23 protein-coding genes are annotated in these 24954 nt (G+C 67.2%); 17 read left to right on the top strand and 6 right to left on the bottom strand.

Annotated elements, in window-relative coordinates; genetic code table 11:
• Positions 1-25 precede the first annotated feature (25 nt).
• From ASD34_RS00350 to ASD34_RS00330, 5 genes are all read right to left on the bottom strand, one after another.
• The gene (locus tag ASD34_RS00350; RefSeq protein ID WP_056571521.1) at positions 26-904 is read right to left on the bottom strand and encodes a crotonase/enoyl-CoA hydratase family protein; all 879 of its coding nucleotides are present in this window, start codon (positions 902-904) and stop codon (positions 26-28) included.
• Between the two features lie 276 nt (positions 905-1180).
• On the bottom strand, positions 1181-1522 hold the full coding sequence (locus tag ASD34_RS00345) for an NIPSNAP family protein (RefSeq protein WP_056571518.1): 342 nt from the start codon (positions 1520-1522) through the stop codon (positions 1181-1183).
• Positions 1523-1548: 26 nt separating this feature from the next.
• On the bottom strand, positions 1549-3267 hold the full coding sequence (locus tag ASD34_RS00340) for an FAD-dependent oxidoreductase (protein ID WP_056571516.1): 1719 nt from the start codon (positions 3265-3267) through the stop codon (positions 1549-1551).
• 63 nt (positions 3268-3330) lie between these two features.
• Positions 3331-4299: a Bug family tripartite tricarboxylate transporter substrate binding protein gene (locus ASD34_RS00335; protein WP_056571514.1), complete on the bottom strand. Its 969-nt coding sequence runs from the start codon at positions 4297-4299 to the stop codon at positions 3331-3333.
• A gap of 299 nt (positions 4300-4598) precedes the next feature.
• Complete coding sequence (locus ASD34_RS00330) at positions 4599-4919, bottom strand: 2Fe-2S iron-sulfur cluster-binding protein (RefSeq protein ID WP_056571511.1); 321 nt, start codon at positions 4917-4919, stop codon at positions 4599-4601.
• A gap of 176 nt (positions 4920-5095) precedes the next feature.
• On the opposite strand from ASD34_RS00330, the gene ASD34_RS00325 reads away from it, so the two are divergent.
• The 14 genes from ASD34_RS00325 (at position 5096) to ASD34_RS00260 (ending at position 21141) form a co-directional block, all read left to right on the top strand.
• Positions 5096-6385, top strand: coding sequence for an aromatic ring-hydroxylating oxygenase subunit alpha (locus ASD34_RS00325; RefSeq protein ID WP_056571510.1), 1290 nt, complete (start codon positions 5096-5098; stop codon positions 6383-6385).
• A 2-nt stretch (positions 6386-6387) separates the two neighbouring features.
• Positions 6388-6873, top strand: coding sequence for an aromatic-ring-hydroxylating dioxygenase subunit beta (locus tag ASD34_RS00320; protein ID WP_056571507.1), 486 nt, complete (start codon positions 6388-6390; stop codon positions 6871-6873).
• A gap of 51 nt (positions 6874-6924) precedes the next feature.
• Positions 6925-7764, top strand: a complete 840-nt coding sequence (locus ASD34_RS00315; protein WP_200937482.1) for an enoyl-CoA hydratase/isomerase family protein — start codon at positions 6925-6927, stop codon at positions 7762-7764.
• Positions 7761-8489, top strand: a complete 729-nt coding sequence (locus tag ASD34_RS00310; protein ID WP_056571505.1) for an SDR family NAD(P)-dependent oxidoreductase — start codon at positions 7761-7763, stop codon at positions 8487-8489. Before ASD34_RS00315 ends, ASD34_RS00310 begins: the two co-directional genes overlap by 4 nt.
• Positions 8486-9424, top strand: a complete 939-nt coding sequence (locus ASD34_RS00305; protein ID WP_056571503.1) for an alpha/beta hydrolase — start codon at positions 8486-8488, stop codon at positions 9422-9424. Before ASD34_RS00310 ends, ASD34_RS00305 begins: the two co-directional genes overlap by 4 nt.
• 2 nt (positions 9425-9426) lie before the next feature.
• Complete coding sequence (locus tag ASD34_RS00300) at positions 9427-10902, top strand: hydroxymethylglutaryl-CoA synthase family protein (RefSeq protein ID WP_056571500.1); 1476 nt, start codon at positions 9427-9429, stop codon at positions 10900-10902.
• Positions 10903-10905: 3 nt separating this feature from the next.
• Positions 10906-12108: an acetyl-CoA acetyltransferase gene (locus tag ASD34_RS00295; RefSeq protein WP_056571497.1), complete on the top strand. Its 1203-nt coding sequence runs from the start codon at positions 10906-10908 to the stop codon at positions 12106-12108.
• A gap of 18 nt (positions 12109-12126) precedes the next feature.
• The gene (locus ASD34_RS00290; RefSeq protein WP_056571494.1) at positions 12127-13686 is read left to right on the top strand and encodes an acyl-CoA synthetase; all 1560 of its coding nucleotides are present in this window, start codon (positions 12127-12129) and stop codon (positions 13684-13686) included.
• Positions 13687-13752: 66 nt separating this feature from the next.
• Positions 13753-14535, top strand: coding sequence for an enoyl-CoA hydratase/isomerase family protein (locus ASD34_RS00285; RefSeq protein ID WP_162248671.1), 783 nt, complete (start codon positions 13753-13755; stop codon positions 14533-14535).
• The gene (locus ASD34_RS00280; protein WP_056571489.1) at positions 14532-15323 is read left to right on the top strand and encodes an enoyl-CoA hydratase-related protein; all 792 of its coding nucleotides are present in this window, start codon (positions 14532-14534) and stop codon (positions 15321-15323) included. Before ASD34_RS00285 ends, ASD34_RS00280 begins: the two co-directional genes overlap by 4 nt.
• Positions 15324-15325: 2 nt before the next feature.
• Positions 15326-16840 (top strand): 3-hydroxyacyl-CoA dehydrogenase, encoded by a 1515-nt coding sequence (locus ASD34_RS00275; RefSeq protein WP_056572426.1) that lies wholly within the window; start codon positions 15326-15328, stop codon positions 16838-16840.
• Between the two features lie 46 nt (positions 16841-16886).
• The gene (locus ASD34_RS00270; RefSeq protein ID WP_056571486.1) at positions 16887-18200 is read left to right on the top strand and encodes a phytoene desaturase family protein; all 1314 of its coding nucleotides are present in this window, start codon (positions 16887-16889) and stop codon (positions 18198-18200) included.
• Positions 18201-18211: 11 nt separating this feature from the next.
• The gene (locus ASD34_RS00265; protein ID WP_056571483.1) at positions 18212-19915 is read left to right on the top strand and encodes an acyl-CoA dehydrogenase family protein; all 1704 of its coding nucleotides are present in this window, start codon (positions 18212-18214) and stop codon (positions 19913-19915) included.
• An 11-nt stretch (positions 19916-19926) separates the two neighbouring features.
• Positions 19927-21141, top strand: a complete 1215-nt coding sequence (locus ASD34_RS00260) for a CoA transferase (RefSeq protein WP_056571480.1) — start codon at positions 19927-19929, stop codon at positions 21139-21141.
• 86 nt (positions 21142-21227) lie between these two features.
• Here ASD34_RS00260 and ASD34_RS00255 read toward each other — a convergent pair whose 3' ends face one another.
• Positions 21228-21851 (bottom strand): TetR/AcrR family transcriptional regulator, encoded by a 624-nt coding sequence (locus tag ASD34_RS00255; RefSeq protein ID WP_056571477.1) that lies wholly within the window; start codon positions 21849-21851, stop codon positions 21228-21230.
• Positions 21852-22019: 168 nt separating this feature from the next.
• Here ASD34_RS00255 and ASD34_RS00250 point away from each other — a divergent pair, with 168 nt between their 5' ends.
• The 3 genes from ASD34_RS00250 to ASD34_RS00240 are packed head-to-tail and all read left to right on the top strand — an operon-like array spanning position 22020 to position 24926.
• The gene (locus ASD34_RS00250) at positions 22020-23294 is read left to right on the top strand and encodes an NAD(P)/FAD-dependent oxidoreductase (protein ID WP_056571475.1); all 1275 of its coding nucleotides are present in this window, start codon (positions 22020-22022) and stop codon (positions 23292-23294) included.
• 1 nt (position 23295) lies between these two features.
• Positions 23296-24048, top strand: a complete 753-nt coding sequence (locus ASD34_RS00245) for an NAD(P)H-dependent oxidoreductase (RefSeq protein ID WP_056571473.1) — start codon at positions 23296-23298, stop codon at positions 24046-24048.
• Between the two features lie 5 nt (positions 24049-24053).
• Positions 24054-24926 (top strand): acyl-CoA thioesterase, encoded by an 873-nt coding sequence (locus tag ASD34_RS00240; RefSeq protein WP_056571471.1) that lies wholly within the window; start codon positions 24054-24056, stop codon positions 24924-24926.
• Positions 24927-24954 lie beyond the last annotated feature (28 nt).

Here is a 24954-nt window from a genome sequence, read left to right as displayed (position 1 = left end):
GCCGGGGAGGAAAGAGGGAAGGCGTTCACCAGCTCGGGCGCACGGTGCCGTCGCCGAAGGGTTCGTCGCGGCGCTTGGCGGCGGCCTTGAAGCCCATGGCGGCGACGTCGCGGTCGAAGTCCTTCTTGGCCTGCGTGAGGTGCGCGCGGGCGTCCATCTCGGCGGCGATCCGGGCCACGGCGGCAGCTCCGGCGACTTCGAGCGCGATGTTGACGATGCGCTTGTTCGTGGCCAGCAGCTCGGCATCGACGGTCGCCATGCGTGTGGCCAGCGACACGACTTCGTGTTCCAGCTGCTGCGGCGCCACCGAGGCGACGACCAGGCCGATCTTGGCGGCGTCGCTTCCACTCACGACGTCGCCGCTCAGCAGCAGCCGCTTGGCCCACTGTGGCCCAACGTGGTAGAGCCACATGTGGTTGGGCGGCGAGCCCATCGCGCGCGTCGCGGGAAAGCCGATCCGCGCGTCGTCGGCGGCGATCACGAAGTCGCAGTACAGCGCCAGGTCGGTCCCCCCTGCCACGCAGTGGCCGTGAACCTTCGCGATGACAGGCTTGTGCAGCGAGAAGGGCGTGCGGACCAGCTCCTGGAAGCGCTCGAGCTTCCAGGCGTCGTCGTCGAACGAACCGCTGCCGGTGCGATAGGGCGAGTCCGCGCCGCCCTCGGCGGCGTAGCGGGCGTAGGCCGACTGCATGTCGTAGCCGGCACAGAAGTCGGGCCCCGCGCCTTCCAGCACGATGGCGCTGACGCCGCGCAGGTCGTCGGCTTCCAGCAGGGCGCCCCTGAGCTCCGTCAGAAGCTCCCAGGACAGCGCGTTGCGACGTGCCGGATGGTTCAAGGTCACGCGCGCCACGCGGTCCTTGACGGTGAACGAGACGAACTGCGTTGTGGTGAGCCACTTGCCCATGAGAAGCGATCCTTGTCAGGAAATATTCTTTGGTTCAACCATTATATATTTGTGATTGTTGAATCGTCAACGGCAAGGCGGTGCAGCCGCGCGCGCGAGCACGTGCCCGCCCGTGGGACATTCGCTCGTGGATGTGCTGCGGCGCGGGAACGACAGCAGCGCGCCGACTGCCGCGGGCGCGCGTGAAAGGTAGGGTGTCGTGGTGCCGCTGTGTTGGTGCGCCCCCGCGCTCGATGACGGGGCGCGGCGTGCGGCGTTGCCGGGGCGGGGGTTCGCTCAGGCCCTGGCCGGCGGCAGGGTGCAGGTCCGGATCAGGCGGGTTTCCTGGGCCGTGATGAGATGGCCCGAGGCGGCCAGGTAGGCGGGGAAGGCCGGGTGCGTGTCGCGCGCCTGGCTGCGGCGCTCGTAGTCGGCCAGGTTGTCATAGCCCCAGAGGTGGACGAACTGGTTCTGCGGACCCACCAGGCTCGTGTAGAAGCCCAGCGGATGCCCCAGCGTCTCCATCAGCACGGGCATGGCGAGGCGGTTGAACACCTCCAGGAACTCGGGCATCTTGCGAAGCGCGATCGTGTAGATCCGGTGATCGACCAGGGCCTTGGCGTTGGCGGGGAGGTGCATGCGGGCGGGTCCTTCGTGCGTGGCCGTCAGGCGGCGGCGCGCTGCGCCGCGCCGGCCCGGTCCGCGATGTGGTGTGCCGTGACGTAGCCAAAGGTCATGTTGGGGCCGTGCGTGATGCCGGCTCCGGGGTAGTTGCCCCCCATGACGCTCGCGCGGTCATTGCCCACGGCGTACAGCCCGGCGATCGTGGAGCCGTCGCGCTTCTGGACCTCGCCGACCACCGTCGTTTGCAGGCCGTCGAAGGTGCCGAGGTCGCCCATGAGGACTTTCACGGCGTAGAAGGGGCCGTGCTCGACGGGCGCGACGCAAGGGTTCGGCTTGTGGTCGGGGTCGGCCAGGTAGCGGTTGAATGCGGTGGTGCCGCGTCCGAATTCGGGGTCTTCTCCGCGAACGGCATGTTCGTTGTACGCCCGGACCGTTTGCTCCAGCCCCGCCGCATCGATGCCCGTCGCGCGGGCCAGGTCGGCGAGGGTGCGCCCTTCGTAGAGATAGCCCTTGCGGATCAGCCCGCCGATCGGCAGGGGCGCGGGCTTGACGTAGCCCAGCCCGTACTTGCGCAGCGTCTGCTTGTCGCAGACCAGCCACATGGCGGTCTCGGGCATGTCGGCGCACGCCTTGGTGAGCGCGGCGCCGACGTCGTGGTACGAGTTGGACTCGTTGGTGAAGCGCCGGCCGTTGCCGAGCACCCCGATGACGCCAGGCTTATAGCGATCGAGCAGATGGGGAAAGACGCCGATCTCGCCGTTGCCGAAATCGACGCGCGTCACGGGCATCCAGGCCGCGGGCTCGGTGAAGCGGATGTCCGCGAAACCGCCCGCCGCTTCGGCCATGTTCACGCCGTCGCCGGTGTTCGAGGTGGGGGTCGGCGAGAGGTGGGCGTGGCCGCGCTTGACGTGGGGATAGGCCTGCGCGATGCGCTTGAGGTCATGTGGAAACCCGCCGCACGCGAGCACCACGCCGTGGCGCGCGCGCAGCTCGACGGGTTGGCCCCCGGCTTTGGCCTGCACGCCTTCGACGCGCTCGCCGTCCATCTTCAGGCCGGTGACGGGCGTGCCCGTGGCGATCGGAATGCCCAGGTCCAGGGCCGACTTGGCGAGCCGGGCGGCCAGCGCGTTGCCGCTGGTGACCCAGACCGCGCGCTTGTACAGCGCCAGTTCCTTGAGGTGGCTCGCCAGGCGCCGCAGGACGTAGAGGGCGGACGTCAGCGACTTGGTCGCGCGGAAGAAGTGCTTCAGATCCGCATTGGACGAGTTGAACATCATGCCGATGAAGGTGATGGTCTTCAGCGGCGGCTTCAGCCGCGCCATGTCCTTGCCGAGCTCACGGATGTCGAAAGGGGCCGCGAGGATGGAGCGGCCCACATCGACGCCGCCCGGCGAATCCGGGTGGTAGTCGGGATAGAGCGTGGGCACGAACTGCATGGCCGTCTCGCGCTCGAAGAACTCGACCATGCGCGCCCCGTTGTCGATGAAGGCCTCGACGGCCGCCTCGTCATAGAAAGCGCCGGTCTCGTGCATCAGGAACTGCCGTGCCGTCTCGGCGGTGTCCGAGGGGTTCTGCCGGAGGCCGTGATGGTTCATCGGAATCCACAGCACACCGCCCGAGAGTGCGGTGGTGCCGCCGAAGACAGGCTCCTTTTCCAGCACGAGGACATCGAGTCCGCGTTTTCTGGCAGTGATGGCGCAGGCGAGGCCTGCGGCCCCGGAGCCGACCACGATCAGGTCGTATTCGGGTTTCAAGTTCATGGCGACGGTGAGAGCAATGTGACGGGGCGCTGGGGCCGGGAGGGTGACGGGGCCGGCTTTCGCTCAGTCCACCTTGATGTGATGCTTCTGGATGACCTCGCGCCATTGTTTGGTCTCGCGTTCCAGCAGGGCCTGGAACTCGGTCGGAGTCGACGTCCGGGGCAGGGCGCCGGTCGGGAGCAGCTTTGCGCGGATGGCGTCCTCGGCCATGACCTGTTTCAGGGCGCCATTGATCTTCTGGACGATTGCATCCGGCGTGCCGGCCGGGGCCAGAAGCCCGAACCATGCTTCGGAGATGTAGCCGGGCACCTGCTTGTCGATGGTCGGGACCCCGGGGACCACCGGCGACTCCTTCTCCGTCGCCACGCCCAGCATGGTGAGCGTGCCCTGGTTGACCAGGCCCAGCATCACCGACGACGGCGTTGTCAGCAGCATCTGCACTTCGCCCGTGCGCGCGGCCATGGTCGTCGCTGCCTCCCCCTTGTACGGCACATGCTCGACCTTCAGGCCGGCCATGGCCGCCAAGCGGGCAGAAGCCAGATGGCCGTAAGAGGCTGTGCCAGCCGAGGCGTACATCAAGCCCTGGGGTTGCTTCTTGGCGTAGGCAAGGAAATCCGTGAGGTTCTTGGCGGGCACTTTGCTGTTGGTCACCAGGACCATTGGCACGCTGGTGGTCAGCGTGACCGGCTTGAAGTCTTTCAGGGCGTCATAGCCGGCCTTGTCGTTGAGAAGGGGGGTGATCACCACGCCGTTGTTCGGGTAAAGCAGCGTGTGGCCGTCCGCCTTGGCGCGCGCGACAAATTGGGCCGCGATGGCGCCAGAGGCGCCGGGCTTGTTGTCCACGATCACCGGCTGGCCCAGCAGCTTGCCCAGTTGATCCTGGAACATGCGCACCTGGTTGTCGCTCGTTCCACCGGCGGGGTAGGGAACGACGATGGTGATTGGGCGCGAGGGAAAAGTCTCTTGCGCGAATGCGGCAAACGCCGAAAGGCCGGTCAGGGCGAGAGCGAGCGAGGTACGCAGCAGTGTCACAGTTTGTCTCCTGGATTATCAATGGTTGGGCCAATTATCATCCAGGATGCGATTCTGCTCAAGACATGCTCTTGATAGGCGAGTCCTGCGCCGCCGCGCACTGAGGTTGGTGCGACCTTCGAGTGCGTGGTCGACGGCCAAAGCCGAGGCGCGGCGTCGAACTGAACCGGCGCCGCAGGTGCAAGAGGCGCTACACAGGCGGCTCGGTCTGTGCCTCATCGCAGACCCACGGCAATGCGCAATCCGCAATCGACGAGATCGCGGGATCGAGCATCCGGTGGCGCTGGGGGCGCGTCGCCTCAGACCTGCACTTGCGGCAACTGAACAACGATGCCGTCCAGCGCGGCTTGCATCTTGATCTGGCAGCACAGTCGGCTGTTCGCGCGCGGCTCAGGCACCCCCTCGAGCATGAAGGTCTCCGTCTCTGATATCCCGGGCAGTTTGTCGGTCCAGCGCGGGTCGACATAGGCGTGGCAGGTGGCGCAGCTGCAAGACCCGCCGCAGTCGCCCAGGATGCCCGGCACTGCGTTGTCCAGGGCAATCTGCATCAGCGTGCGCTCGGGTGGGGCGGACACCAGGTGCGTGGTGCCATCGTGCTCGATGAATGTCACTTGGAGCATGGGTTTCTTTGCATCTCATAGAGGTTGATCGGGTCCCGCAAGAGCGGGACTGTGACGGCCAAATTGGTCGTTTTGTCGTGTTGACATAGACCGTCCAGTCGGACTATTATCGATCCAACAACAGCGCATCGCAATGCTTTTGCGTCTTGCAGAAACCTCTTTGTGAAGGTGACAACATGAGTACCTGTGCCCCGGTGATTCCCATTGCCCGCGCCAACCCCGAGCCCCATGCATGGGGCGATCTGGTCCGAGAGAACGAGGTGCACGGCTCGCTCTACACCGACCCCACGATCTTTCAGGAAGAGCTGCGCAAGATCTGGTTTCGCACCTGGGTCTATGTCGGTCACGAAAGCGAAGTGCCAAAGCCGAATGACTACGTGATGAAGTCGATCGGGCCCGAGCCGATCCTCATGACGCGTGACCGCGAGGGCCAGATTCACCTGCTGCACAACCGCTGCCCGCACCGCGGCAATCGGGTGTGCATGACCGAGAAGGGCTCGGCACGTTCGTTCACATGCCCGTACCACGGTTGGACGTTCACCAACGACGGTGCGCTGCGCGGCTATCCGTTTCCGTCGGGCTACGAAGGTGTCGATCGCTCGGAGCTGGGACTTGGCAAGGTGGCGCGTGTCGCCTCCTACAAGGGCTTTGTCTTCGGATCGATGGCGCAGGAAGGGCCTTCACTGGAAGAGCACCTCGGCGCGGCGATGGCGGCCATCGATGCGTTGTGCCTGACCTCGCCCGAGGGCGAAGTGGAGGTCACGGCCGGCTTCCTGAAGCACAAGGTCAAGTCGAACTGGAAGTTCCTGGTCGAGAACGAAACCGACGGCTATCACCCGTCGTTCGTGCATGCCTCGATCTTCGAAGTCGCGAAGAGCGGTATCGGCTCGCTCTACAGCAGCGATTCGACGGCGGTGTCGCGCTACTTCGGCCAGGGACATTCCGAGAACGACCTGCGGCCCGAGTTCCGCAAGCGCGATGTGCCCATGAGCTGGTTCAACACCACCGCCGATCGCCTGCCCGAGTACACGCAGCGCATGGAAGCCGCCTACGGCGTGGAGCAGGCCCGCAAGATCATGATCGACGGCACGCCGCACATCATGATCTACCCGAATCTCTTCATCGCGGAGATCCAGATCTTCGTGATCCAGCCGCTGGCACACAACGAGTCCGTGCAGCACGTCACGGCCCTGCAGTTCAAGGGCGCACCCGATCTGAACCGCCGCCTGCGCCAACAGACCATGGGGTCGGTCGGTCCCGCCGGCTTCCTGCTGGCGGACGACGCCGAGATGTACGAACGAACCCAGCTCGGTGTTCAGGCGAAGAGTCCGGAGTGGCTGTATCTGGGGCGCGGCAAGCATCGCGAGCGCACGGACGAAAACGGCTATCTGATCGGCGACGCCACGGACGAGACGCCGACGCGCGGCATCTGGCGGCACTACCGCTCGCTCATGGAGGCGGCGTGAACATGAATGTCGAAGACCTGCTGCTTCACCACGAGGTGTCGCAGTTCATCTACCGCGAAGCGCGCCACCAGGACAACCACGAGTACGACGCCTGGGAGGCCCTGTGGACCGACGACGGCGTCTACTGGATTCCCGCCAACGGCGAAGCCGGCGATCCGGAGCTGGAGATGTCCATCATCTATGACAACCGCTCGCGCATCGCGCTGCGGGTGCGCCAGTTCCACACGGGCAAGCGCTACAGCCAGTCGCCGCGCTCGCCGCTGCGGCGGGTGATCTCCAACGTGGAGATTCTCGAGAACGACGGCAACGAACTGCTGGTCACGGCCAACGCGATCGTGTTCGAAGCGCACGCGCGCGGCGACACGATCTGGGGTTCGCGCAACGAATACAGGCTGCGCCGCGAAGGCGGCGTGCTGCGCATGGCCGGCAAGAAGGTCGTGCTGACCAACAACGAACGGGCCCTGTATTCCATGGCCTTCCTGATCTAGAGCCTTGGGCCTGAGCCCGTAGACCCCACGCCGCGAGGCAGGAGAAGAAGGATGACTGCAGAAAAGCAAAGCGACAGCCCCTCGACAGAGGTGCTGGTCCCCGAAGGACCGGTGCGCCTGGCGCTGCATGCCGACGGCGTGGCCCACGTGCGGCTGAACCGGCCCGAAGCCTCGAACGGGCTGAACATGGAGTTGCTCAAAGCGCTGCATGAGGTGCTGATGCAGGTGCACGGCGACGGCCGCGTGCGCGTCGTGTTGCTCACGGGCGAGGGTAAGAACTTCTGCGCCGGCGGCGATGTCCACACCTTCCTGTCGAAGGGCGAGGCGTTGCCCGACTACATCCGCATGGCGACCTCCTACCTGCAGTTGGTGGTGTCGCTGCTGATGCGGCTCAACGCGCCCGTCGTCTGTGCCGTGCAGGGCTTTGCGGCCGGCGGTGGCGGCATGGGACTGGTGTGCTCGTCCGACGTCGTTGTGGCGGGTGAATCGAGCCGCTTCCTGGCCGGCGCGACGCGCGTGGCGATGGTGCCCGATGCCGGCGTCTCGGTGACGCTCACGCACCTGGTGGGCTTTCGCAAGGCCATGGACATCCTGTTGTTCAACCCGGTGATCGACGCCGCTGAGGCGCTGCGCATGGGGCTGATCTCGCGCGTGGTTCCCGACGCCGCGTTGGCCGGCGAAGCACTGTCGCTGGCGCGTCAGCTGGCGGCCGGTGCACCGGCCGCGCTTGCGGCGACCAAGCGCCTGTTGTGGAACGGACTCGGGCTCGGCGCCGAGGCCGCGATGCCCGAGGAGAACCGCACCCAGGCCCAACTGGCGGGCATGAAGGACGCGCTCGAAGGCCTGGCGGCGGTGATCGAGAAGCGCGCGCCGCGCTTCACCGGGCAATGAGCGCGATGCGCAGCGTGTTCCTCACTGGCGGCGCCAAGGGCATCGGCGCCGCCATCGCGCGCCGCCTGGCGGCCGATGGCGCACGCGTGACCATCGCAGACCTCGACATCGAGAGCGCGAAGGCCTTGGCCGCGGAGATCGGTGCCATTGCGGTGGAACTCGACGTGGCCGACCTCGAACGCGCGCATCGCATCGTGCTGGAGACCGGGCCGCACCAGATCCTGGTGAACAACGCCGGCATCGATCAGCACGCCTATTTCACGCAGACCCAGGTCGCCGACTGGCGCCGGCTGCTGGCGGTCAATCTCGAGTCGGTGTTCGCCACCACGCACGCGGCCTTGCCTGCGATGCAGGCGGCGGGTTTCGGCCGCATCATCAACATCGCCTCCGAGGCCGGTCGCATGGGATCGCGCGGCGCGGCGGTGTATGCCGCAGCCAAAGGCGGCGTGATTGCCTTCACACGTTCCATCGCGCGCGAGAACGGCCGCAAGGGCATCACGGCCAACGTGATCGCGCCGGGGCCGATCGACACGCCGCTGCTGCGCGACGCCGTGGCCGCAGGCGGCGACAAGCTGCTGGACGCCATGAAGGGTGCCACGTTGACCGGCCGACTGGGCACGCCCGAAGAGGTGGCCGCCGCGGTCGCTTTCCTGGCTTCGGACGCTGCGGCGTTCATCACCGGCGAGACCTTGGGGGTTTCCGGCGGCATGGGGTGCGGTCAATGAGCGAGCACAAGACCACCGCTTCCGACGAGCAACTCGACGCCGTCATCGCGCGCGTGCTGTCCGTGTACCGAAGCTGGGGCCGCAGCACCACGGTGGCGCAGATGCGCGCCGATTGGGATGCGCTCTTCGGTAGACAGCCCGTGGACGCCGGGGTGCAGCCCGTGACCATCGGCGGCCTCGGCGCCGAGTGGATCGCCGCACCGCTGGCCGACCCGCAGCGTGCGGTGCTCTACTTTCATGGCGGGGGCTTCCAGGTCGGCTCGGTGCATTCACACCGCGAGCTGATGGCGGGCATTTCCGAAGCGGCAGGTTGCCGCGTGCTGGGCCTGGACTACCGCCTCGCCCCCGAGCATCGCCATCCAGCGGCGCTCGAGGACGCCTGTGCCGCCTACGACTGGCTGATTGCGCAGGGCACGCAGCCTGCCGACATCGTCTTCGCAGGCGATTCGGCTGGCGGCAGCCTCGTGCTGGCCGCCTTGATCAAGCTGCGCGACGCCGGCCGTGCGCTGCCCGCGGGCGCGGTGCTGATGTCTGCCTGGACCGACATGACGGCCTCGGGCGAGAGCTATGTCTCGCGCGCGCAGAGCGACCCGATCCACCAGCGTCCGATGATCCTCGCCATGGCGCGCAACGCCCTGGGCGCCGAGGGCGATCCCCGGCATCCGTGGGTGTCGCCGCTGTTCGCCGAACTGCACGGCCTGCCGCCGCTGCTGATCCAGGTCGGCGACCGCGAGACGGTGCTCAGCGACTCGGTCGACTTCGCCGCGAAGGCGACGGCGGCCGGCGTCGATGTGCGTCTGCAGGTGTGGGACCGAATGATCCACGTCTTCCAGCAATTCCCCAACGACCTGCCCGAGGCGCGCGACGCCCTGCGTGCCATCGGCGCCTTCGTTCGAAGCCTTTTTTCCACCCCTTCCCTCACGAGAAAGTCCTGACCATGTTCGGAATCGTCGGATACGGCGGCTACGTGCCCCGCTTGCGGCTTGTTCGCCGCGCCGCGGCCGAGGCCAATGCCTGGTACGCCCCCCAGTTCGTCAACGCAGCGAAAGGCACGCGTGCCTTTGCCAACTGGGACGAAGACAGCATCACGATGGCGGTGGCCGCGGCGCGCGACTGCCTTGGCACGGCGGACGATCGCTCGCGCATCGCCGGCGTGCTGCTGGCGTCGGGCACGCTGCCTTTTGCCGAGCGGCTGAACGCCGGCGTGGTGTGCGAGGCGCTGACCCTGCGCGACGACGTGCAGGCCGCCGATGTCACGGGTTCGCAGCGCGCGGGCCTGTCTGCGCTCGCGCAGGCCGTGGCGCAGGTGCGCAGCGGCGGCGGCGATGTGCTGGTGCTGGCATCCGACAACCGCAAGACACGCGCCGCCAGTTCGCAGGAATTGGACTTCGGCGACGGTGCCGCCGCGCTTCAGATCGGCTGCGACAAGGTGCTGGCCGAGTACCTGGGCGCTGGCACGGTCACGGTCGATTTCGTCGACCACTTCCGCGCCGCGGGGGAAGACATCGACTACGCCTGGGAAGAACGCTGGGTGCGCGACGAGGGCATCACCAAGCTGGTGCCGCGTGCCGTGAAGGCCGCGCTGGCCGAGGCGAAGGTCGAGGCCGCGCAGATCGACCACTTCATCTTCCCGACCACCTTCCAGAAAATGGACCAGCAACTGGCCAAGACCTGTGGCGTGCGCGCGGAGGCCGTGGTCGATTCGCTGGCCTCGCGCGTGGGCGACACCGGTCTGCCGCACGGCATGCTGCTGCTGGCCCATGTGCTGGAGCGCGCCGAGCCCGGCCAGCACATCCTGCTGGCCCAGTTCGGCAGTGGGGCGCAGGCGATGGTGTTCCGCGTCACCGACGAGGTCCGCAACTTCCGTCCGGCCAAGGGCGTGGGCGAGTGGATCCGCCGGGGCGTTGAAGAGACGGCCTACACCCGCTTCCTGTCCTTCAAGGAGCAACTGGACCTCGAGCGCGGCATGCGCGGCGAGCAGGACCGCAAGACTGCGCTGTCCACCGCCTACCGCCATCGCAGCGCAATCCTGGGCCTGGTCGCCGGGCGCTGCGAGGTGACCGGCAGCGTGCACTTCCCGCCGTCGCGCATCTCGTACGACCAGGGCAAGCCGCTGCAGGACACGCAAAAGCCCCACAAGCTCGCCGAACGCTGCGGCACCGTGCTGAGCTGGTCGGCGGAGTTTCTGTCGTTCCACCGCTCGCCGCCGCACCGCTACGGCCAGGTCGACTTCGACGGCGGCGGCCGCGTGCTCATGGAGTTCACCGACACCGGCGAGGGCGAGATCGACGCCGGCAGCGCGGTCGAGATGACGTTTCGCATCAAGGACATCGACGACCGCCGCGGCTACACCCGCTATTTCTGGAAAGCCACCCCGGTGCGCGCCGCCGCAACGGAAAAAGGATCGGAGTAAATCATGGCCGCAGGTATCAAGGACAAGGTCGCCATCCTCGGGATGGGATGCAGCAAGTTCGGCGAGCGCTGGGACGCGAGCCCCGAGGACCTCATGGTCGAGGCCTACAACGAGGCCATGGCTGATGCCGGCATCGCGCCCGAGCAGCTCGACGCCGCATGGTTCTCCACCCACATGGACGACGTCGGCACCGGCCGGGGCGGCACGCCGATGGGCATTGCGCTGCGCCTGCCCAACATCGGCGTGACGCGCGTGGAGAACTTCTGCGCCGGCGGTTCCGAAGCCATCCGCGCAGCGGTGTACGCGGTGGCCGCCGGTGCCTGCGACATCGCGATCGCACTGGGCGTGGAAAAGCTCAAGGACACCGGCTACGGCGGCCTGCCGGTCGCCACGGTCGGCACCTACATTCCGCAGTGGTATCCCAATGCGGTGGCGCCGGCCAACTTCGCGCAGCTGGCATCGGCCTACCGCAGCAAGCACGGCGTTGATGCGGCGCTGCTCAAGCGGGCGATCGCGCATGTCTCGGTCAAGAGCCATGCCAACGGCGCGAAGAACCCCAAGGCACATTTCCAGAAGGCCGTGAGCGAAGAGACGGTGCTGAAGGCGCCGATCATCGCCGAGCCGCTGGGCCTGTTCGACTGCGCGGGCGTGTCGGATGGTGCCGCCGCCGTGATCGTCACGCGGCCCGACATCGCACGCGGCCTGGGCAAGCGCGACCTCGTGACCTTCAAGGCGCTGCAGATCGTGACGTCCAATGGCTGGGAGCTGCAGTCGAACGAATGGGACGGCAGCTACGTGCACACCGCGCGCATCGCGGCGCAGCGCGCTTATGCCGAGGCCGGCATCACCCGGCCGCGCGAACAGGTCAGCATGACCGAGGTGCATGACTGCTTCTCGATCACCGAGCTGGTGACGATGGAAGACCTGGGCCTGTCCGAAGTGGGCGGCGGTGTGAAGGACGTGCTCGACGGCATGTTCGATGCCGACGGAAAGATCCCGTGCCAGATCGACGGCGGCCTCAAGTGCTTCGGCCACCCGATCGGCGCCAGCGGCATCCGCATGCTCTACGAGATGTACCTGCAGCTGCAGGGCAGGGCGGGCCAGCGTCAGCTGAGCAACCCCTCGGTGGGCCTGACGCACAACCTGGGCGGCCAGCCTTCGCAGAACGTGTGCTCGGTTTCCATCGTCGGCCTGGAAGGCGCCTGACATCGTCGGCAGCAGATCATGACCGTCAGCATCACCCAATCCATCCACCGTGCCCTGCAGCAGAACCCGCAGCGCATCGCGACGATCGCCTGCGGACGCCGCCAGACCTATGCCGAGTTCGTCGGCCGGGTCCAGCGGTTGGCCGGGGGCCTGCGCAGCCTCGGGGTCAAGAAGGGCGACCGGGTCGGCATCCTGTCGCTCAATTCGGACCGCTACCTTGAAGTCTTCATGGCGGTGTTCTGGATGGGTGCGGCCATCAATCCGGCCAACACGCGCTGGAGCGCGAAGGAGCTCGCCTTCTCGTTCAACGACTGCGAGACCACGCAGCTCTTCGTGGACGACGCCCATCTGCCGTTGATGGACGAGGTGCGTGCCGAATCGCGCACGTTGCGCGAGATCATCTATGTCGGCAATGAAGCCTGTCCCGCAGGCATGGTCGACTACGAGCAGCTGATCGCGCAGTCCGATCCCGTGGACGACGTGGGCGCGGGCGGCTCCGATCTGGCGGCGGTGTTCTACACCGGCGGCACCACCGGCTTTCCCAAGGGCGTGATGGCCTCCCACGACAGCCTGGTGGGCGCAGCCCTGAACCGGCTGGCCATGGGCTACCCCGTGGGTCCGGTGTACCTGCACGCCGCACCCGTCTTCCACCTCGCGGGCGCCATGGGTGTCTGGTGGCAGTTCATTGCCGGCGGCACGCATGTGCTGCTGCCGACCTTCAACCCGCTGCAGTTCATGCAGACGGTCCAGAACGAGCGGGTGACCGACACGCTGCTCGTGCCGACCATGATCCAGATGGTGCTGGACCACCCTGAGTTCAGCACCTTCGATTTGGGCAGCCTGAAGTTCATGGTGTACGGCGCATCGCCCATCGCCGAAACGCTGCTCGATCGCCTGACCGCTGCCTTTCCGCAGCTGTCACTGATGCAGGGCTACGGCATGACCGAGCTCTCGGGTTGCGTGAGCTACCTGCCGCCGTATTACCACACGGCCGACGGGCGCGCCCTGGGCAAGCTGCGTTCGGCCGGGCGTGCGGCGGCGTTGGCCGAGGTCAAGATCGTCGGCGCCGACGGCCAGGAGCTGCCACGCGGCACGGTGGGCGAGATCGCCGCACGCGGCATGTCCGCCATGACGGGCTACTGGAACCGCCCGGCAGACGATGCCAGCACCTTGCGCGACGGCTGGGTGCACTCCGGCGATGGCGCCTACATGGACGACGAAGGCTTCATCTTCATCGTGGACCGCATGAAGGACATGGTGGTCAGCGGCGGCGAGAACGTCTATTCGGCCGAGGTGGAGAACGCCGTCCTCAAGCACCCGGCCATCGCGGCCTGTGCCGTGATCGGTGTCCCGAGCGAGAAGTGGGGCGAGAGCGTGCACGCAGTCGTGGTGCTCAAGCCGGGCCAGGACGTATCGGCGGCGGAGCTGATCGCCCATTGCAAGACGCTCATCGCGGGCTACAAGTGCCCGCGCAGCGTCGAGGTGCGCGCTGAACTTCCGCTGTCCGGCGCAGGAAAGATCCAGAAGAACAAGCTGCGCGAGACGCACTGGGCCGGTCGCGGTCGCCAGGTCGCCTGACCGGGCATGCCGATCCTTTCATTTGAAACGCCAAGGCCTATGACTGTCCCTGCGAATCCGAATCCCGTGGTGTTGCTGGACCGGCCGGCTCCTCATGTGGCACGCCTCCTGATCAACCGCCCCGACAAGCGCAACGCGATCGATCATGGCGTGCGGCAGGCCCTCGCCGCCGCGATCACCGGGATCCGGGACGACGCCAGCGTGCGCGCGCTGGTGTTCGGTGGAACGGCGGGCGTGTTCTCGGCCGGCGGCGACGTGCCGAGCATGGTGGGGCTGGACGAGGCCGGCGCGCGCACACGCATGCAGCACGTCGCGGCGCTGTGCCGCATGGTGGCGGCATTGCGCATTCCGGTGGTCAGTGCCGTCGAGGGCATCGGTGCCGGCGCGGCCGTCGGCCTGGCACTGCTGGGCGATCACATCGTCGTGGGGCCCGGGACCCGCATCCTGTTTCCTTTCCTCAAGCTCGGACTGGTGCCGGACTGGGGGCAGATGCTCACGCTGCCGCGACGTGTCGGCGTGCGTGAATCCCGGCGCATCCTCACGGCGGGTGAACCCGTGCAGGGCGAGGAAGCATTGCGCATCGGCCTGGCCGACGTCCTGGTGGCCGACGATCAGGTGATGGCCCGCGCCATCGAGAAGGCGAGCGAACTCGCGCGCCTTCCGATGGGCGCCTTCGCGCGAATGAAGGACCGGCTCACCCGTGTTTCGTCCTCGCTCGATTTCGAGTTGCAACGCGAGGAAGACGACCAGGCGGTGAGTCTGACGGGCGATGAATTTCGCGAAGGCTACGACGCCTTCAAGAACAAGCGGCCCGCCGATTTCATCGCAATGCCGGGAGCGAAAGCATGACGGACATCACCAGCGGACCGGCACCGGAGGGCGTGCGCATCGAGCGCGATGGCGCTGTCGGCATCGTCGTGTTGAACCGGCCGGAGAAGCGCAATGCGCTCGACATTGCGATGCGCCGCGCGATCGCCCAGGCGGTCACGGCGTTGGACCATGACGACACGGTCCGCGCCATCGTCATCACCGGTGGCACCGTGTTCGCGGCTGGCGCCGACCTGAATCTGCTGGTCGACAAGGGCGCACAGGAGGTGGCCGACATCGACCTGGGCCAATACTGGGCGCCCGTGGCGCAGTGCGGCAAGCCGACCATTGCGGCGGTCGCCGGTTTCGCGCTCGGTGCCGGCTGTGAGCTGGCCATGATGTGCGACTTCATCGTGGCCGACCCGACGGCGCGCTTCGGTCAGCCGGAACTGGCGGTGGGCATCATGCCCGGCGCCGGCGGCACCCAGCGCTTGCTGCGTGCCGTGGGCCGGCCGGTGGCCGCGATGCTGCTGTTGACCGGTGAGCAACTGATGGCCGAGCGTGCGTTCCAGCTCGGCCTGGTGGCCGAACTGGCCGAAGAAGGGCAGGCACTGGCGCGTGCGATGGCATTGGCCCGCAAGGTGGCGCGCATGCCGCCCAAGGCGGTGGTCGCCACGCGCCGGATGTTGCGCCAGGGCTCCGACTTGCCACTCGACGCGGCCCTCGCACTGGAGAACCGCGAGTTCCTGCTGCTCTTCGATACCCCAGACAAGACCGAGGGCATGCGTGCCTTCCTCGACAAGCGACGCCCGGAATTCACGGGCAAATGACCATGACAGAAAAACTCAAGATCGCCGTCATCGGCGCCGGCACCATGGGACGCGGCATTGTTCAGCTCTTCGCCCAGGCCGGGCACCGGGTGCATTGCTTCGACAGCTTCGAAGGCGCTGCGGACAAGGCGGTGGAATTCGTCGTCGGCATGATCGGTCGCGGGGTCGCCAAGGGCCGCATCGACGCCGATGAATTCGAGCGCATCCGCGGACAGATCCATGCCGCGGCGACGATGCAGGACCTGGCGGATTGCGACGTCCTGATCGAAGCCATCGTGGAAGACCTGGAAGCCAAGCGCGCGTTGTTCCGCAGCCTCGAAGCGATCGTGTTGCCACAGGCGATCCTCGCGAGCAACACCTCGTCGCTCGTCGTGGCCGAGATCGCGGCTGCGTGCGCCCATCCGCAGAGGGTGGCGGGGCTGCACTTCTTCAACCCGGTGCCTCTCATGAAGGTGGCCGAAGTGATTGCCGCCGTGCGCACCGCGCCGGAGGTGGTGACCACCTTGCGCGAATTGGTCGCGGGGGCGGGCCATCGCGCGGTGGTCGCGGGGGACCAACCGGGGTTCCTCGTGAACCATGCGGGCCGCGGCTTGTACACGGAGGGGCTTCGCGTGCTTGAGGAGCAGTCGGCCAGCGTGGACCAGATCGACCTTGTGCTGCGCGAGGCGGCCGGGTTTCGCATGGGGCCTTTCGAGCTGCTCGATCTCACGGGGCTGGACGTGTCGAGCAAGGTGATGAGTTCGATCTACGAGCAGTTCCAGCAGGAGCCGCGCTTTCGTCCCTCCTCGCTGGTGCCACCCCGGGTGGCGGCTGGGCTGTTTGGCCGCAAGACGGGCCAGGGCTGGTATGCCTACGAGGGGGAAGCGCGACAGGAGCCGCCTGCGCAGCCAGTGCCGGCGCTGCCCGCCGGACTCCAGGTCTGGGTCGCGCCGCAGGCCTCGGAGCGCGAGGCATTGAAAGCGCTGGTGGAGGCGGCTGGCGCGCAGTGGGTCGAACACCCCACACCCGACGCGCTTCTGATCGTGCAGCCCTGGGGCGGGGACGCCACCGGCGAGGCCGTGGCCCTCGGGCTCGATGCCACGCGTTGCGTCGCGATCGACCCGCTGCCCGGCCTGGCTCGCCATCGCACCCTCATGCTCACGGCAGCCACCGCGCCGGCGATGCGCGACGCCGCGCATGCGCTGTGCGCACACGACGGCGTGGGCGTCACGGTGATCAACGACAGCCCCGGCTTCATCGTGCAGCGTGTGCTGGCGACCATCGTCAACATCGCCGCGCAGATCGCACAGCGCGGCATCGCATCGGTGGAAGACATCGAAGACGCGGTGAAGCTGGGCCTGGGCTATCCGCAGGGCCCGCTGTCCTGGGGGGACCGCATCGGCGGCGCGCAGGTGCTCGCGATCCTGCGGCGCATGCAGGCGGTGACCGGCGATCCGCGCTACCGCCCCAGCCCGTGGCTCGAGCGGCGCGCGGCGCTGGGCCTGTCCCTGCGCACGGCGGAGGCGCCACGCCGATGAGCGCTGTGCCCCTCCCAACGAATCCATCCACAGGAGAAAAATCATCATGAGCGAGACCGTGATTCACCCCATCAGCTACGACGCCGTCGTGATCGGCGCCGGCGCCGGAGGCCTCAGCGTGGCCGCGCGCCTTGTGGCCGCAGGCAAGAAAGTGCTGGTGGCCGAGAGCCTGGGCCGCGTCGGCGGCCGGGCCTCGAGCGAGCAGATCGACGGTTTCACCGTCAACATCGGCGCCATCGCGATCGAGAAGGGCTCGACCTTCGAAGAGACCTTTGCCTTGCTCGATGTCGAGCTCGACCTGCGCGAGCCGAACCCCGCGACCGTCTTCCTGATCGACGGCAAGATCATCAACGTCGCCAAGGGCGGCTGGGGCATGCTGCTGGGCGGCTTCACCAAGCAGGCGGCGAAGATCGGTGCCAAGTTCGCGGACGCGCGCGGCGGCGACCTGCCAGAGGCCAAGCTCACCACCAAGGAGTGGTTGTCGCAATACACCAAGAACGAGACCGTGCATGCGATCTTCCGAAACCTGTGCGCGGCCATTTTCGCGGCCAACTCGGACGAACTGCCCGCGCGCGCCTTCCTGACCTACTTCGCGGTCAAGGGTGCGTTCAAACGTTTCGGTTTCTGCCCGCGTGGCACGGTCGGCCTGTGGAACGACCTGACCGATGCCATCCGCCGCCGTGGCGGCGAGGTCTGGCTCGACGCGCCGGTGGCGGCGCTGAACATCGAGAACGGCCGCGCGACGGGCGTCGATCTGGTCAAGGACGGCGTGACGCTGCGCGTCAACGCGCGCACCGTGATCAGCAACATCGGCCCGCACGCCACGGCCCTGCTGCCGGGGGCGGAAGCCTTTGGCGATGAGTACATCACCCTGGCGACCACCGGACCGAAGCCGGCCGCCAACATCGTCATCAACTTCGCCACGCGCGAACGTCTCTATGACGCGCCGGGCCTCGTCACCTTCGGCCGCACGCGCCGCCTGTGCAACATCGGCGAGCTGACGGCCACCTGCCCCGAACTGGCGCCTGCGGGCTGGCACCAGTACGTGGCTTATGCCGTGCCGCACCCGGCGCTTGGCGACTTCGACAACGACGCCGAGATCGAGGCCTCGCTGCAGGACCTGCGCGATCTTTTCCCGGGCTTCGCGGACGCGAAGATGCTGTCGATACGTGTCATGCGCGACGGCTGGCCGGCGCAGCGTTCCTGCGGCGGCTACGACCTGCCGCAAACCACGCCGCTGCCGAACTTCTGGCATGTGGGCGATGCGGTCAAGCCCTACGGCGATGGCGGCACGCAGGCCTGCGCGGACACGGGTCGTTCCGTTGCCAAGCTGACGCTCGACGCGCTGGCTGCGGCTTGAGGCGCCACGCCATGGCCGCCCACAAGGACATCCAAGTCTGCGCGTCGTTGCTGGCGCGCCTGCGTCCGCTCTTCGAGCAGGCCACGCAGGCGCTGGCGCAGTCCTGCGTTGAAGCCGGCACCTTCAGTGCGCGCCGTTTCGATGCACGGCAGGTCGCAAGCTACGAACTGGCCTGGGCCAGCGCCGATCTGCTCGCGGCAGAAACGGCCATCCAGGGTGTCGGGAGCGAGGCGAACGCGCTCGAGACGGGCCTGGCGCTGGTCTTCGGCATCGATGCCATCGCCGCGGTGCTGGCGCGCACGGAAATGCTCTTTCTGGAGCTCGGCCTGGACATCGCGCTGGTCCAGGCCTTTGCATCGGATGCCGCGTGGGCGGGCTTGCGCCGCTCGGCCGGCAGTGCGGCTGCGCTGCAGGCGACGGGCCGGGCGCTGGCCGATGCCGGCGGAGAAGTCGGCGGCGTGGTGCTCGACGAGGCGCATGCGATGGCGCAGGACGCCTTTCGCCGCTTTGCCGCCGATGTGGTGGCACCGCAGGCAGAAGCTTTGCACCGCCACGACCTCACGGTGCCCGAGAGCCTGCTGCAGCCGCTGCGCGAAATGGGCGTGTTCGGCCTGTCGGTGCCCGAGCGCTTCGGCGGCCACGCGCCGAACGACCGCGACGACACGCTATTGATGGTGCTGGTCACCGAAGCCCTGTCCGAGGCCTCGCTGGCGGGCGCCGGCAGCCTGATCACGCGACCCGAGATCCTGAGCCGCGCACTGATGGCCGGCGGCACCGAGGAACAGAAATCCCATTGGCTGCCGCGCATTGCAGCAGGCGATCCGCTGTGCGCGATTGCGATCACCGAGCCCGACTACGGCTCGGACGTCGCCAGCCTGATGCTGCGCGGCACGCGCGTCGAAGGCGGGTGGCGCCTGGACGGTGCCAAGACCTGGTGCACTTTCGCCGGCAAGGCGGGGCTGCTGATGGTGGTGGTGCGCACCGATCCCGACCGCTCGGCGGGCCATCGCGGGCTGAGCCTGATGCTGGTGGAAAAGCCTTCGGACGATGGCCATGCGTTCGCCTATCGCCAAAGTGAAGTGCAGGGCGGTGGTGGATTGACTGGCAAGGCGATCGCGACCATCGGTTATCGCGGGATGCATTCCTTCGAGCTGTCGTTCGACAACCTGTTCGTGCCGGACAGCCATGTGATCGGCGGCGCTGCGGGCCTGGGCAAGGGCTTCTATTTCACGATGGCCGGCATGATGGGCGGCCGCATGCAGACCGCGGGACGGGCTTCGGGTGTGATGCGCGCCGCCATTCGTGCTGCCTTGCGCTACACCGAAGATCGCAAGGTGTTCGGCGCACCGTTGCTCGACTGCCCGTTGACGCTCGCCAAGCTGGCGCGCATGGGCGCGCGCTACGCCGCCTGCCAGCGGCTGGCCTATGCCGTGGCGCAAACCCTCGACGAGGGCGGCGGCCGCATGGAGGCCAGCCTGGTCAAGCTGCTGGCCTGCCGCTCGGCCGAATGGGTGACCCGCGAGGCGCTGCAATTGCACGGCGGCAACGGCTATGCGGAGGAGAGTCCGGTCAGCCGCTACTTTGTCGATGCACGCGTGCTGTCGATCTTCGAGGGCGCGGAGGAAACGCTGGCGCTGAAGGTCATCGCACGCAGCCTGCTTGAGCAGGCGCTGGCCGACGCCGCCGCCGTCCGAACCGCAGCCCCGGCACATTGAGGAGCGACACGATGGACAACGGCAACCTGCTGGAGGGCATGCGCGTGATCGAGGCCGCCGCCTTCGTGGCGGCGCCGCTCGGCGGCATGACGCTGGCCCAGATGGGGGCGGAGGTAATCCGCATCGATGCGCTGGGCGGTGGCCTGGACTACCAGCGCTGGCCAGTCACTCAGGACGGGGCCAGCTTGTTCTGGGCCGGGCTCAACAAGGGCAAAAAGTCCGTCGCGCTCGACCTCGGTTCCCCCGAAGGCCGCGAGTTCGCCATGGCACTCATCGCCGCGCCCGGCGAGGACGCCGGCATGCTGCTCACCAACTTCCCGCCGCGCGGTTGGCTGGACCACGAAAGTCTTCGCCAGCGGCGCAGCGACCTGATCCAGTTGACGGTGCAAGGTGACCGCCATGGCGGCTCGGCGGTGGACTACACGATCAACCCGCGCATGGGCTTGCCCTATCTCACCGGCCTCGGTGAGGCCGACGCGGCCGTCAATCATGTGCTGCCAGCTTGGGACCTCGTCACCGGCCAGATGGCCGCCGCCGGCCTGCTGGCGGCGGAGCGACACCGGCGCCGCCGGGGTGTGGGGCAGCATGTGAAGCTGGCGCTCGAAGACGTGGCGCTTGCTGCCGTGGGCAGTCTGGGTTTTCTGGCGGAGGCGCAACTGGGGCAGGCGCGGGGTCGACACGGCAATCATCTGTTCGGCGCGTTCGGCCACGACTTCTCGACTTCGGACGGCGTGCGTGTGATGGTGGTGGGCCTCACAGGCAAGCAATGGCGGTCGCTGTGCGATGCGCTTGCGATGGGCGACGAGATCGTCGCGATCGAACAGCGCACCGGACTCGACCTTGCGCGTGAGGGCGACCGTTTCCTCGCGCGTCAAGAAATTGCGGCCGTGGTCGCGCGCTGGATGGGCGCCTGCTCGTTCGCGGACGTGGCTGCGCAGCTCGATCGCCACGGCGTCTGCTGGGGCAAATACCAGACGGTGACCCAGTTGGTGAACGAAGACGAGGCCTGTTCGCTGGCCAACCCGATGTTCGGCGAGATCGCGCAGCACGGCGTGGGCTCCCTGATCGCGCCGGGGTTGCCGCTCGACTTCTCCGCCGTGCCGCGGCGTGCGGTGCAGCCGGCGCCGCGGTTGGGAGCGGAGACGGAGCAGGTGCTGTGCTCGGTGCTTGGCGTGGACAGCGCCGAGTTCGGTCGTCTGCACGACAGGGGGGTGGTCGGCGCATGATCTCCGACACCCTCGCATGCGCCGCCCAAACCCCACGAAGAACTGAAGGGGACGAAAGCGGCGAAGCGGGCGGCTGACCCCGCCGCTCAGCCTTTGGACGTGGCCGGTGGCACGAAGCGCTGCCCCTTGAACCCGTGCACGAACAACTGCGAGATGCGCGCAGCCAATTCGCGCGGCGGGATCGCGCCGCTCTTCTCGTACCAGGTGAAGGTCCAGATGATCATGCCGAACAGCAGCATCGCGTAGGGACCGCGTGGCGAGCGCGCGGGCATCAGCTCGGGATTGATCTCGTGCAACACGCCCACCAGCAGGTCCACGATGCGTTTCTCGAGCTTTCGCACTTCACGACGCTGCGCGTCGGGCAGGAACTTGATGTCGTTCATCAGCACCAGGTGTTCGTTGCGCGAGTTGGCCCCGCGCGCAACGAAGGTCTCGACGTATCGGTTGAAGCGCTCCTCGGCCGGCAAGGCCTGGGTCACGACGGTCTCGAGCTCGGCGAGTTGTGCCGTGATGTGCACGCGCACGATCTCGAAGAGCAGGTCTTCCTTGCGGGCGAAGTAGTGATAGAGGTGCGACTTCGAGGCGCCGCAGGCTTGCGCGACCTCGATCATGGTGGAGCCTTCGAAGCCCTTGCGCGCGAACAGCGCCGCGGCCTGATCCAGGATCGACTGCCGTTTGTCGTCGTAGTCGTCTGCGCGTACCCGTGTCATGGCTTGGTCCTGTGATGTGTGGATGCAGTGGTCGTGCCTGCGGCGAGTCCTCTGACCGTGCGCGGGCACTCCTTGTCAATTGTCTGCTGCAAGTCTATTATTAGACCGACAAGACGGTCTATATGCGAGTTATTTGGATGTGGATGGTCACAATTCTTCGGGGACAGCATGCGTGAAAACGAAACTCTTCTGATCGTGGGCGCCGGCCATGCCGGCGCCGAACTGGCGGTGGCGGCGCGGCAGCAAGGCTGGCTGGGTCGCATCGACTTGATCGGCGATGAGGCCATGCTGCCGTACCAGCGACCACCGCTGTCCAAAGCATACCTCCATGGTGCAGCGAGCTTTGAATCGCTCGCGCTGCGGCCGGCGTCGGCCTATGAGGCGGCAAGGGTCCACGTGCATACGGGCGCGCATCTCGTCCGGATCGATCGGGAGGGCCATTGCATCCATCTGAAAGATGGCCGGGTCATGCCCTACACGAAGCTTGCCTTGTGCATGGGCGGGCGTCCGCGCACGCTCGCATTGCCCGGGCTGGACGCGGTGGCCAGGCCGCGCAATCTGCACTACCTTCGCACACTCACGGATGCCGATGCGATCCGCGCGGGGCTGAAAGAGGGCACGCGCCTGGTCGTCGTGGGCGGCGGCTATGTCGGGCTCGAGCTGGCGGCGTCGGCGCGCAAGTTCGGCGCCGAGGTGACGGTGATCGAGGCGCTGCCGCGCGTGCTCGCACGCGTGACCGGCGCGCAGGTGGCGGCCTTCTACGAAGCTGTGCACCGCGAGGCAGGTGTGCAATTGCGCACGGGGCTTTCCGTCGAACGCGTGGAACTGGCGGACGACGGCGCGATCGCGGCGCTGGTGTGCACTTCGGGCGAGCGCATCGTCGCCGACATCGTGGTGGCCGGCATCGGCATGCTCCCCAACATTGAACTGGCGCAGGCGGCCGGACTCGCCATCGATGGCGGGATCGTGGTCGACGAGTTCTCGCAGACCTCGGACCCCGACATCTTCGCTGCGGGCGATTGCACCGCGCATCACAGCGTGCTCTACGACCGGTGCATCCGTCTCGAGTCCGTACCAAACGCACTGGAACAGGCCAGGGCCGCCGCCTTCGCGTTGTGCGGCAAGCCCAAGCCCAACCACGCCGTGCCCTGGTTCTGGTCCGATCAGTACGACCTCAAGCTGCAGATGGTTGGCTTGTCACAGGGGCACGACGTCTGCGTGCTGCGAGGCGATCCCGCATCGCGACGCTTCATCGCCTTCTATCTCAAGGAGGGGATCGTGATCGCGGCCGATGCAGTGAACCGGCCTGCCGAATTCATGCTCGCCAAACGGCTGGTTGCCGCCGGCGCGATGGCCGAACCTTCCGTGCTGGGAGACGAATCTTCGCCTCTCAAGGATCTGTTGCCCGCTTCACCAATGCCACCTGCGACTGTCGCTGCCTGAAATGAACGTCCTGATCGTCTACGCCCATCCGGAACCGAAGTCCTTCAATCGCGCCTTGCTGGATCGATCGATGCAAGTGCTGCAGGAAGAAGGGCACGAGGTCGTGGTCTCCGACCTCTATGCCATGGGCTTCAATCCTGTCGCCAGTGCCGAGGACTTCGCCGAAAGGCGCTTCCCGGACGCGCTGCAGTACGACCGTGAGCAGAAGTACGCTCACGAGCATCAGGCCTTTGCGTCGGACATCCAGGTGGAGATCGACAAGCTGCTCGCTTGCGATGTGCTGATCCTGCAGTTCCCGCTATGGTGGTTCTCGGTGCCGGCCATCATGAAGGGCTGGTTCGACCGCGTGTTCGTCAATGGCGTGGTGTACGGCAAGGGCCGGCGCTTCGACACCGGCGGCCTGAAAGGGCGGCGCGCGCTGGTGTGTACCAGCACCGCCTGCCTGCCCGGCATGGTCGAGCCCGATGGCCTGCTCGCCCACCTGGACGTGAATCTGTGGCACCTGCTCCATGGCACGCTGGCCTACGCGGGCCTCGAGGTGCTTGCGCCGCATGCGTCGTGGTCCATTCACTACACCACGCCGCAGACGCGGGCCGACTACATCGACGCGTTCGCCCAGCGCCTGCGTGGCATCGGCCAGGAGACACCCATGCCGTTGCACCGGCTCGATGAATTCGGTGCGGACTGGCGCCTGAAGCCAGGCATCGCACCGCGCACGAACGGTCATCGCCGGCCCGAGCGGGCAACGGAGTGAGCGGCATGGCGGAGGACAACGCCATCACGCTGGCGCAGCGGATGGCGTTGGACCGGATCGCACCGCAGACCTGGCGCAGCCGTCACAGCGACGTAAACCAGAACGGCCGCTCCTACGGCGGCCAGCTGCTGGGGCAGGCGTTCCACGCGGCGCTGCTCGATGCGCCGCCGGGGCGTGAGCCCACGATGATGCAATTCCTGTTTCTGCAGGGCGCCATGCCGGACAAGCCGGTCGACTACACGGTGTCGGGCCTGCAAAGCGGCAAGCGCTTTCACTCGGTGGATGTGCGTGGGACCCAGGGAGATCGCACGGTGCTCCAGGCCCAGGTGAGCTGCGCATCGCTTCTCGACGGGCCGATGCATGCACGGCCGAGCCTGGCGCCCGCCGATGAAGATCCCGAGCATCTGCCTCGCCTGGCGCAGGTGCCATCGGCGCTGCGTGACCAGCTGGCGCAAATGGGCGGCTACGGCCGCGATGTCAACGACTGCATCGAGTTCCGCATTCCGGATGCAGAACGCCAACTGGCCGGGGCCACGGCGGACCATCGATTCCGCTACTGGATGCGGGTGCCGCACAGCCTGCCGGATGCACCGCGGCTGCAGGCCGCGTGCTTTGCCTATCTGTCCGATTGGTGGCTCAACTTCTGCAGTATGGCCCCGCATCTGAAGCGGGCGGGTGAGCGGCAGATCTACATCACCAGCCTCAACCATGGTGTGTGGCTGCATCAGGTGCCTCGCTGCGATGGCTGGCTGCATGTGGCGTCCGAGAGCCTGCATGCGGTGCATGGACGTGGACTCTCCGTTGCCCATTACCACGACCTTGAAGGGCGTCATGTGGCAACGGCCATCCAGGATTGCCTGCTGGCCTACGTGGATTGATCAGTGGCTCGCGCCCCCGCGTGAAGGG

The sequence above is a fragment of the Variovorax sp. Root473 genome (assembly GCF_001426505.1).
GTDB lineage: Bacteria > Pseudomonadota > Gammaproteobacteria > Burkholderiales > Burkholderiaceae_C > Variovorax.
Note: the sequence above shows the minus strand (reverse complement) of the source record. Positions and strands in the feature narration are given on the sequence as shown.